10 protein-coding genes and 1 pseudogene are annotated in these 9,324 nt (G+C 62.1%); 4 read left to right on the top strand and 7 right to left on the bottom strand.

Features of this window, described 5'->3' with window-relative positions; all coding sequences use genetic code 11:
- Together WB528_RS01520 and WB528_RS01515 are read right to left on the bottom strand one after the other, a co-directional pair.
- Positions 1–2,062 (bottom strand): glycogen/starch/alpha-glucan phosphorylase (locus WB528_RS01520; protein WP_423886666.1); only part of this gene is annotated, 2,062 nt, incomplete at its 3' end.
- 147 nt (positions 2,063–2,209) lie between these two features.
- A pseudogene (locus WB528_RS01515) lies at positions 2,210–2,380 on the bottom strand (RNA polymerase sigma factor region1.1 domain-containing protein); the annotation flags it as partial.
- 156 nt (positions 2,381–2,536) lie between these two features.
- Between WB528_RS01515 and WB528_RS01510 the strand changes: the two are divergent.
- Entirely contained in the window at positions 2,537–2,968 is a 432-nt protein-coding gene (locus tag WB528_RS01510) for a hypothetical protein (protein ID WP_423886665.1), read from the top strand.
- Between the two features lie 50 nt (positions 2,969–3,018).
- Here WB528_RS01510 and WB528_RS01505 read toward each other — a convergent pair whose 3' ends face one another.
- Together WB528_RS01505 and pyrE are read right to left on the bottom strand one after the other, a co-directional pair.
- Complete coding sequence (locus WB528_RS01505; RefSeq protein ID WP_423886664.1) at positions 3,019–3,792, bottom strand: DUF2865 domain-containing protein; 774 nt, start codon at positions 3,790–3,792, stop codon at positions 3,019–3,021.
- 151 nt (positions 3,793–3,943) lie between these two features.
- Positions 3,944–4,507, bottom strand: a complete 564-nt coding sequence (pyrE, locus tag WB528_RS01500; protein ID WP_423886663.1) for an orotate phosphoribosyltransferase — start codon at positions 4,505–4,507, stop codon at positions 3,944–3,946.
- A gap of 231 nt (positions 4,508–4,738) precedes the next feature.
- On the opposite strand from pyrE, the gene WB528_RS01495 reads away from it, so the two are divergent.
- Positions 4,739–5,365 carry a glutathione S-transferase family protein gene (locus WB528_RS01495; protein ID WP_423886662.1) on the top strand — a complete coding sequence of 209 codons (627 nt, stop codon included), beginning with the start codon at positions 4,739–4,741 and terminating at the stop codon, positions 5,363–5,365.
- On the opposite strand, the gene WB528_RS01490 is transcribed toward WB528_RS01495, so the two are convergent.
- From WB528_RS01490 to WB528_RS01480, 3 genes are read right to left on the bottom strand one after another with little or no spacing between them, the layout of a single operon-like run.
- Complete coding sequence (locus tag WB528_RS01490; protein WP_423886661.1) at positions 5,254–5,598, bottom strand: NADPH-dependent FMN reductase; 345 nt, start codon at positions 5,596–5,598, stop codon at positions 5,254–5,256. The two genes, WB528_RS01495 and WB528_RS01490, sit on opposite strands and share 112 nt — an antisense overlap.
- A 21-nt stretch (positions 5,599–5,619) precedes the next feature.
- The gene (locus WB528_RS01485) at positions 5,620–6,465 is read right to left on the bottom strand and encodes an NlpC/P60 family protein (protein WP_423886660.1); all 846 of its coding nucleotides are present in this window, start codon (positions 6,463–6,465) and stop codon (positions 5,620–5,622) included.
- Positions 6,458–7,846 carry a leucyl aminopeptidase family protein gene (locus tag WB528_RS01480; RefSeq protein ID WP_423886659.1) on the bottom strand — a complete coding sequence of 463 codons (1,389 nt, stop codon included), beginning with the start codon at positions 7,844–7,846 and terminating at the stop codon, positions 6,458–6,460. Before WB528_RS01480 ends, WB528_RS01485 begins: the two co-directional genes overlap by 8 nt.
- Before the next feature lie 171 nt (positions 7,847–8,017).
- On the opposite strand from WB528_RS01480, the gene WB528_RS01475 reads away from it, so the two are divergent.
- Together WB528_RS01475 and WB528_RS01470 are read left to right on the top strand one after the other, a co-directional pair.
- On the top strand, positions 8,018–8,224 hold the full coding sequence (locus WB528_RS01475) for a hypothetical protein (RefSeq protein WP_423886658.1): 207 nt from the start codon (positions 8,018–8,020) through the stop codon (positions 8,222–8,224).
- A gap of 189 nt (positions 8,225–8,413) precedes the next feature.
- The gene (locus WB528_RS01470) at positions 8,414–9,223 is read left to right on the top strand and encodes a tetratricopeptide repeat protein (protein WP_423886657.1); all 810 of its coding nucleotides are present in this window, start codon (positions 8,414–8,416) and stop codon (positions 9,221–9,223) included.
- Positions 9,224–9,324 lie beyond the last annotated feature (101 nt).

Below are 9,324 nucleotides of genomic sequence, written 5' to 3'. Positions count from 1 at the left end.
CGTCCAGCGTGCCGATGGTGATGGCGCCGTTCAGCGCGAGCTTCATGTTGCCGGTGCCGGAAGCTTCCATGCCGGCGGTGGAAATCTGTTCGGAGAGGTCTGCTGCCGGAATGATCACTTCGGCCAGACTGACATTGTAGTCGGGCAGAAACGCCACTTTCAGCCGTCCGGCGACCACGGGATCGTTGTTGACGATCTCGGCGACGTCGTTGATCAGCTTGATGATCAGCTTGGCGTAGCGGTAGCTTGCCGCCGCCTTGCCGGCGAAGACCTTGACGCGCGGCACCCAGTTGCCTTGCGGATTGTCCTTGATCGCGTGATAGAGCGCGATCGCTTCCACGATGTTGAGCAGTTGCCGCTTGTATTCGTGAATGCGCTTGATCTGCACGTCGAACAGCGCCGACGGATCGACCTTGATATTGATCTTTTCCCCGATCAGGCGCGACAGCGCGATCTTGTTGTGATGCTTGACGCCGCGGAATTTCTCGGCAAATGCGCTGTCGCCAGCGTTCTTTTCAAGAAGCTCAAGCCGGGTGGGGTCGTCGAGCACCGCGTCGCCGCAAGCCTCGCGCAGCAACTCCGTCAGCTTCGGGTTGGCGAGCATCAGCCAGCGGCGGAAGGTGATGCCGTTGGTCTTGTTGGTGATGCGGCCGGGATAGAGGTGGTTGAGATCGTGGAACACGGTCTCCTTCATCAGTTCGGAATGCATCGCCGAGACGCCGTTGATGCGATGCGATCCGACGAAGGCCAGTTGCCCCATTCGCACGCGCCTTTCAGATCTCTCGTCGATCAGGGAGACGGAGGCACGGAAATCGACGTCGCCCGGGCAGCGCTCTTCGGCAAGCGCAAGATGGCCGACATTGATGCGGTAGATGATCTCGAGATGGCGCGGCAACAGCCGCTGAAACAGATCCAGCGGCCAGGTCTCGAGCGCTTCCGGCAACAGCGTGTGATTGGTGTAGGACAGCGTCGCGACCGTGATCTGCCAGGCAGATTCCCAGGGGAAATTGTGCAGGTCCACCAGAATGCGCATCAGCTCGGTAACGGCAAGGCTTGGATGGGTGTCGTTGAGCTGGACGGCAGCCTTCTGCGAAAGACCGCGCAACGGTCCATCGGCTTCAAGATGACGCTTGACCAGATCCTGTAGCGAGGCCGAGACGAAGAAATATTCCTGGCGCAGCCGCAGTTCGCGGCCTGCAGGGCTCTCGTCATTCGGGTACAGGAACTTGCATATCGACTCAGCGCGCGCTTCTTCCGCGACCGCGCCGATGTAATCGCCGGTGTTGAAGACGTCGAGCCGGAGCGGATCAGGCGAGCGCGCCGACCACAGCCGGAGCGCGTTGACGTTATGGCCGCGCCATCCGACGATCGGCGTGTCGTAGGCGATCGCCTGCACGGTTTCGGCCGGATGCCAGATCGCGCGGTCGCGTCCCTTGTCGTCGACGTGTTCGACGCCACCGCCGAAATGGACGAGATAGACCACCTCCGGCCGCTGGAATTCCCAGGGGTTGCCGAAGCTCAGCCATTCGTCGGGATATTCCTGTTGCCAGCCGTTGTTGATGATCTGGCGGAACAGGCCGAAATCGTAGCGGATGCCGTAACCGATCGCGGGAACACCGAGCGTCGCCATGCTTTCCATGAAGCACGCTGCGAGCCGCCCGAGTCCGCCATTGCCGAGAGCGGCGTCCGGTTCGCATTTGCGCAAATCGGAAAGGTCGACGCCGAGATCACCCAGCGCCGCCTCGAACAGCGCCAGGAGTCCCATATTGTTCAGCGCGTCCGTGAAAAGACGACCGATCAGGAATTCGAGCGAGAGGTAATAGACGCGCTTGCGGCCGGAGTCGTAACTCTGTTTGTCCGCCGTCAGCCAGCGGTGCACGATGCGATCGCGCAATGCGAGCGCTGCGGCCTTGTACCAGTCGTGCCTGGTGGCCATGCCGGCATCCTTGCCGATGGCGAGCCGGAGCTTGGCAAGGATGGCGCTCTTGATTTCCGACAGCGCCAGCTCATCGATGGGCTGGCCCGCCGCCGACAAATTCACTGGGAGTGAGGGCTCTGGCAAAATGCGAATCCCGCGACTGACCTCATGATACGCACCTTGCAGGCGGATCGAAACCCGCGTGAAGCCGCGGCGAGGCCTTATGTGCATGATTTTCAAGCAAGGACCGGGCCGATTCAACAGGCTGATGCCTGATCTGGACTATGGTCCTTCGCCCTCAACAACGTTTATTCCTTCATCACTTAAAGCCGCCATCACGGCCTCGATGTCTTCCGGCGCGGTCGTGGTCGCGGGCAACAGCTCGTTGAGTTCATCGAAGGTCACGAAACCCTTCTGGCGACCTAACTCGATGGCATTTCGGATCATGTCGCGCCCTAGCATTCTTCACTCCTTCCAAAACCAGTCTCTACTAAGGGGATGAGTCTCGGCTGGGTCGGGAACAAATTAAGAACACTTTAGCAAGCCTTTGATATATCATTGTGATTCGGAATGCGTCCGACACAACATCTATGGTCTATCCGAGATTTCGAGGACTACATGTCCACCATTGCCTTCGATCAATTCGCGCTCACCCGCATTGCCGACTTCGCCCGGTCGCTGTCGCGCCTGCATAAAACTTCCCGCCGCCAGATCGTCGATGACGATGCGATCGACCGCGAATTCAACGCCGTCTGCCAGTCGGTCTGGGGCTACACCGCCGACGACATCAGCGACGATCTGTTTTCCGACGCCGACCACGTTTTCCTGGATTCGCTCGATGAGGCGCATGCGCGCCTGTTCGCCGCCCAACAAGGCTATGACCTTGTCGACGATGACGGCATGCTGACGGACTGGTGGGGCTATTGCTGGATGATCCTGGCTGAGAAACGCGGCCTGCTCACGCCGGAAAACCGCGCAGCGGCGCGAGCGCAGATCGAGGAGAAATACCGCGCGGCGCCGAACGTGATCGGCGTCATCGTCGGAAGGTGAGACTTCGTCGGACCTCGTTCTGAGGAGTCGCATCGCGTCTCGAACGACGATTAGTTCAATTCGGCGCGCTTGTCGCGCAAGGCCGGCTTTAGCGCTGGCGCATTGGGCGCCGCTACATAGCTGCTGGTTGGCACTTCGTCGTTGATTGCTTCGGCGGCGACCGGCGCCACTTTCATCTCGCCGAGCCGTGCCCGCACCCCGGCCGTCAGGCCGGGATAGGAGGCGACCGGGATGAATTCCGGATTCTGGTTGTTGCCGACCTTGATGCCGGAATAGGCGACGAGCCCATCGGTGGTGGCGATCACGTCGCCGGCGCGCAGCGAACTATCCATCGTCAGGTCGACCGGCGCGAGGCCCGCGGCGTCGCGGCCATTGCAGGTGCAGTCGGCGCGCAGTGCCTTGCGATAGGCAAAAGCATTTTCGCTGTCGGCATAGCGCTCGCCGCTCACGCTCGTCGCGTTGTCGATATTGCTGCCATAGAAGACCTTGGTCGGACTCGCCGGACAAAAGGCCTGGCACATCTGCACCGGCGAGGCGTTGCCGCGCGTCAGCGGAAAATACTTGCCGTCACAGCTTCGCACGCAAAAAGCCGGGCCCCCGCTGGAGGCCACCGGCCGTGGCGATGCGGGTTGCTGGGAGGGATCGGCAAAGAAATTCGCCTGTGGCGATGCCTGGTGCTGTTTCTGGAAACCGCCAAAAAACAGGTCGAACAGCCCTTCGGCGGACGCCGCTTGTGGCGTAAGCCCAACGATGCCGGCGACAAGGAGGGCGGCAGCGGGCAACATGCGGCGCCGCATGCGCAGATAGCTCAACTCGGTACGCAACGCTTACTCCACCCGACGCGAAAACCCCGCCACGGCAGCTCACTGCCGGGCACAGTTCAACATTAGTGCGGGATGGTAAACGAGCTATGAGCAAGGGCGCGGGATGGCAAAAGAAACTGCTCCTTTGGATACCCTCGATCGCCTCGCCGCGTTAGTCCTTCAGGTACTCGCTCGCCCTGAACAGCCAACGGAAGGCGAGGCCCGCCTGGCTGAAAGTTTCGACGGCGCCTTCCTCGCGATCGACCATCGTCAGCACCAGGACGACTTCGCCGCCGGCATCGCGTACCGCTTCGACCGCTTTCAGCGCCGATTCGCCGGTCGTGGTAACGTCCTCGACGATGACCACGCGCTTGCCGTGCAGGGTCTCGTTCCTGGCGAGGCCTTCGACTGCGAGCCTTGCGCCATGCTCTTTCGGCTTCTTGCGCACGAAGAACGCCGCGATCGGATGGCCCTTGAGCCAGGACAGTTGCGCGACGGCGCCGGCCAGCGGGACCGCGCCCATTTCGAGTCCGCCGATATAATCGAGGCCGTCGTCCTTGAGGGCCTCATAGGTCAACTCGGCCAGCAATGCCGCGCCTTCCGGATCCAGCATGGTCGGCTTGAGGTTGAAGTAGAAATTGCTTTTGCGCCCTGAGGCCAGCGTGATTTCGCCGCGCCCAAAGGAGCGCTTGCGAATGATCTCGACGAGGCGGGCGCGGGAAGCGGATTTGGACAAAGATGATCTCCGGCAGGGAGGCGCAATCTATTCGTGGATGGGCGCTAATTCCAGAGCGGAACCGGTGCCGTCAACAGCGCGGTGGCCCGCAAATCCCCCAAATTGGCGAAGTTCTGGGCATCCCGGAATCGGCAAGGCGGGTAGGTATTTGGCGGCATTCCCGGGGGCCGGGGTCGATGCTACCAAAGGCTCCTCGCCAACGCCTTGATCAACGCCCCCTAAGGATTCCCGATGACCATCGAACTGCACACCTGGAATACGCCGAATGGCCGCAAGATCAGCGTTGCGCTCGAGGAAATGGGGCTGCCCTACACCGTCGTTCCGGTCAACATCACCAAGGGCGAGCAGATGGCGCCGTCGTTTCTGGCGATCAGTCCGAACAACAAGATCCCGGCCATCGTCGACCCGGACGGCCCTGGCGGCAAACGCGTCAGCGTGTTCGAATCCGGCGCGATCCTGCTCTATCTCGGTGAGAAGACCGGCAAGTTCCTGCCCTCACCCTTGGCCGATCGCATTCCCGTCTATGAATGGCTGATGTGGCAGATGGGCGGCTTTGGGCCGATGCCGGGGCAGGTGCACCATTTCATTGCGCTGGAGAACGAGCAGGACCGCGCCTATGGCCTGAAGCGCTACATGGCCGAGACCCGCCGGCTCTATGGCGTACTCGACCGGCGCCTCGCCGCTCACGAATTCGTCGCCGGCGCGCTGTCGGTTGCGGATTTCGCAATCCTCGGCTGGGCCTGGCGTCATCCGCGACACAAGGTGGAGCTTTCTGATTTTCCCAACGTCAAGCGCTGGTACGAAGTGCTGATGGCGCGGCCTGCGGTCAAGCGCGGCATGGAAGTAAAACTGGATTGATCTCTTTCACCTCTCCCTGAAAGGGAGAGCGCGGCGCCGATAGTTTGCCGAAACACGACGACTTCTTCCGGCAGGTTTTCTGCCTCGATGTCGGAATTGAAAAACGGAAGCTTTCCGATCCCGTCAAACAGCCCGATGGCGACATCAGGAGGCGCAAGACGCCTGATAGCCTCGAGCACCGCCGTGTTGTGAGACGCGGAACGAAGGCTACCGGATATCGCGACGATCTTCATCGAGGGGACGTATCTCAGATATCAGTCCAGTCGCTTGATCGCTGTGACGTCGCTGCCGCTCGCCTTGATGCGCGCGATCGCGTCCTGTGTGCGCTCGATCTTGGTCGCCATATGATACGCGTTGGCATGCACGACGGTGTTCGCATCGCGGACGATGGCGACATGGCCCTTCCAGAAAATCAGATCGCCGCGTTTGAGCTTCTTTGTGTCGCGCGGATCGAGCGCTTTGCCGAGCCCCTCTTGCTGCATGTCGCTGTCGCGCGGGCAGCCGGTGCCGGCGGCGGTGAGCGACACCTGAACCAGTCCCGAACAATCGATTCCGAGACTGCTTTTGCCGCCCCACAGATAAGGTGTGCCGACAAACTCCTCCGCGACGGCGACGAAATCGGATGCTTGGCTGCCCGTTGGGCCGAGATGTTGTCGGGGAAGATGCCAGCCTTCGCCTGTCACGGCGAATGAGCCTTCCTCGCGCAGCACCGTCAGCAAACTCCCCATCGCCAATGTCTCGGCTGGCGGCAGCTTGATCGAGGGGCCTGGAAAGGCAAAGGTCCGCAAGGCGATGACCTTGTGCGTTGGTTGGCCAGCGGGCTTTTTCAGCGCCTGATCCGGCAACCAGCCGACATAACCGTCGCCGTTGAGCTGGCCCCAGGCCCAGCCTTCACCGTTGCGGTCATAGATGGTCGCACGCTCGCCCCTCAGCGCCTGCGTCAGGAGTTCCGCGCCGGAGGATGGCGAGCGGCGAAGCGGCGCCAGTGCATCCGAGATTTCAAATTCCTCGCCGGTCGCAAAGCGCGCTGCCTCGACTTTGCCTTCGAGATATTTCGCGGCCAGGTCAGCCCTGGCCGGCGTCATGCGCGGATCATCCATAGCGGTTGCTCAACAGGCGATAGATCGCGCGCGCCGCCTGGCACTCGCCGCCTTCCGGCCGGCCCGGTTTGGCGGTCGGCGTCCAGCCGTAGATATCGACGTGAAGCCAGCTCTTGGCGGCCTCGACGAAGCGCTGCAAGAACAGCGCGCAGGTGATCGAGCCGGCAAAGCCACCCGACGGTGCATTGTTGATGTGGGCGACCTTCGAATCGAGCCAGCTATCGTAAGGCGGCCACAACGGCAGCCGCCACAGCGGATCGTGCTCCTGCTTAGCGCAAGCCGAGAGCGCTTCGGCCAGCGTGTCGTCCTCGGTGTAAAACGGCGGTAAGTCGGGGCCGAGCGCAACCCTTGCCGCGCCCGTCAGGGTGCCGAGATCGATCAACAGATCAGGCTTTTCTTCGTCGGCAAGCGCGAGCGCATCGGCCAGCACCAACCGCCCTTCGGCGTCGGTATTGCCGATCTCGACCGTGAGGCCCTTGCGCGAGGTGAAGATATCGAGCGGGCGGAAGGCGTTGCCGGCGACCGCATTCTCAACGGCAGGGATCAACACTCGCAGCCGTACCTTGAGTCTGGCTCCCATCACCATCTGCGCCAAAGCGAGTACGTTGGCGGCGCCGCCCATGTCCTTCTTCATGAGCAGCATGCTGCCGGAAGGCTTCAGATCGAGCCCGCCGGTGTCGAAGCAGACGCCCTTGCCGACCAGCGTCACCTTGGGATGGGATGGGTCGCCCCAGGTGAAATCGATCAGGCGCGGGACGCGGGCCGATGCCATACCGACGGCGTGAATCAAGGGAAAATTCTGTCGCGTCAGATCCTCGCCGACCACGCAGCTGAAACTGGCATCGAACCGCTTTGCCAGCGCTTGCGCGGCCTCCGCCAGTTCTTCCGGTCCCATGTCATTGGACGGCGTATTGATGAGATCGCGCGCGAGCGTGACAGCGTCCGCCATCTCCGTGATCTCGGCGACATCGACGCCGCCCGGCGGCACGAGGCTCACTTCGGGTGATTCCGGTTTTCGGTAGCGGCCAAAACGATAGCAGCCGAGGGCGAAGGCGAGCGTCGCAAGATGCGCGCGATCGGCCGCAACGTTGGCGAAACGATAAATTCCGGGCGGCAGCAGGCCTGGCAATTGGCCGGGCCTGAATGGATCGCGGAATTTGGCGGCCTCGTCCTCCAGGCCGAAAACGACTTGCGCGATCTCACCGTCGGCCGCTGGGAGCGCCAGATAGGCTCCCGGCTTTGCCGCAAATCCGTTGGCTCGGGCGAATTGCCGGGAGGAGGGTTCAGGAAGACCGGCGGAGATCGCCTCCCATGTCGCCTTCGTCGCAAACGTAATCGGAATGGCGGACGTCGCAGGTGCGGTCTCGAACGCTGAAGGCATGCTTCTCTCGATTTTCGGCAGGACAGACGTTTGCAGAAGGTCCGACATTGCCAGCCAGCCAAATTCTACAATGGCATACGGCGCCAAACCAGAGCGAACGGCAGCGCCATCTACACGTTTCCGCGCAGCTTTGATAGCCTCGTGCATTCGGTCAGCAGGGGAGTGTCAAAAATGGCTAAGAGAGCTTTGGACGGCCGACATCGCGACACGACAGGCCGCATCGACAAGAAGCACGGCAACACGCGCGTTGGCTCGCTTCGCAAGACCTATGGCGACCACTTCGCAAAAGGCCGTCGCAAGGACATGATGCTGAAGACCCTGCTGGCGGAGACCGGCACAGACTCGCTTCACGCCTATCTGCGCAAGCACCACAAGTAGCCGGCACGGGCCGACGCTTGTCGGCCCGGAGACTCCTGGCATCAGAAATTGGCATCAGAACTTGGCATCAGAAATCGCGGAAGCGACCGGGCCGGGCCCGCGTTCCGCGTTAACCCCGCATTAGGGTTAACAGACTATTGCTGGGCCAATTCGGTCCGGTTTGCCGGCCGATATCCGTGAGTCCGTGCCATGCGTCAGCAACCTGGTTTTGCCCGGCTTCTTGCATCCGCAGCCATGACGGCGATTTTGGCCGCCGGGCTTGGCGGCTGCCAGACCATGTCTGATATCACGGGATCCATATCGCCGAGGTCATCGGCAGCTTCCGCTACCGACCCGCGCCAAGCGGTGGAAGTCACCGGCGAGCGTTACCGCGCTGACCCCAAAAATCCCGAAGCAGCCCTCGCCTATGGCCAGGCGCTGCGGGCCTCTGGGCAACGCAGCCAGGCGGCTGCCGTGCTGGAGCAGGCCACCATTGCCCATCCCGGCGACAAGGCGCTGCTTGCGGGTTATGGGCGGGCGCTGGTGGACAACGGTAATTTCCAGCAGGCCTTCGACGTACTCAGCCGCGCGCACTCGCCGGATAATCCCGATTGGCGGATTCTCTCGGTGCAGGGAACCGCGCTCGATCAACTCGGCCGCCACGACGAAGCCCGCCGCTATTACGAGAGCGCGCTGAAGATCGTCCCCGACGAGCCGACGGTGCTTTCGAACCTCGGTCTTTCCTACGTTCTGTCGAAGGATCTGCCGAAGGCGGAGGAAGCGCTTCGCCAGGCCTATGCCAGCGCCCGGGCCGATGCGCGGGTACGGCAGAATTTGGCGCTGGTGATCGGCCTGCAAGGCCGCTTTGCGGAGGCCGAGCAGATCGTTCGCGCCGATCTCCCCGCCGACGAGGCGGCAGCCAATGTCGCCTACCTCAAGCAGATGCTGAGCCGCAAGGACGATCCGCGCACCGCCAGCGCCGGCAAGATGCCGGTGGCTTCGCTCAGCCGTCCGCAGTGATGGCGTCTCATTCCACGTGTGACTGAAATCGTCGAGGCGCCTGCTTAGCGCCCGGGAGCCTGGGGCCCGGTTCTGACATTCGTGTCATGCCGCGGCCGGCT

Source organism: Bradyrhizobium sp. (assembly GCF_049586575.1).
Taxonomy (GTDB): domain Bacteria; phylum Pseudomonadota; class Alphaproteobacteria; order Rhizobiales; family Xanthobacteraceae; genus Bradyrhizobium.
The sequence above is the reverse complement of the archived record's forward strand: the minus strand, read 5'-3'. Positions and strand labels throughout refer to the sequence as shown.

Coding starts and splice junctions, on each gene's coding strand:
- WB528_RS01485 (WP_423886660.1), bottom strand. CDS start 6,465: ATGGATGATCCGCGCATGACGCCGGCCAGGGCTGACCTGGCCGCGAAA.
- WB528_RS01475 (WP_423886658.1), top strand. CDS start 8,018: ATGGCTAAGAGAGCTTTGGACGGCCGACATCGCGACACGACAGGCCGC.
- WB528_RS01470 (WP_423886657.1), top strand. CDS start 8,414: ATGCGTCAGCAACCTGGTTTTGCCCGGCTTCTTGCATCCGCAGCCATG.
- WB528_RS01510 (WP_423886665.1), top strand. CDS start 2,537: ATGTCCACCATTGCCTTCGATCAATTCGCGCTCACCCGCATTGCCGAC.
- WB528_RS01480 (WP_423886659.1), bottom strand. CDS start 7,846: ATGCCTTCAGCGTTCGAGACCGCACCTGCGACGTCCGCCATTCCGATT.
- WB528_RS01490 (WP_423886661.1), bottom strand. CDS start 5,598: ATGAAGATCGTCGCGATATCCGGTAGCCTTCGTTCCGCGTCTCACAAC.
- WB528_RS01495 (WP_423886662.1), top strand. CDS start 4,739: ATGACCATCGAACTGCACACCTGGAATACGCCGAATGGCCGCAAGATC.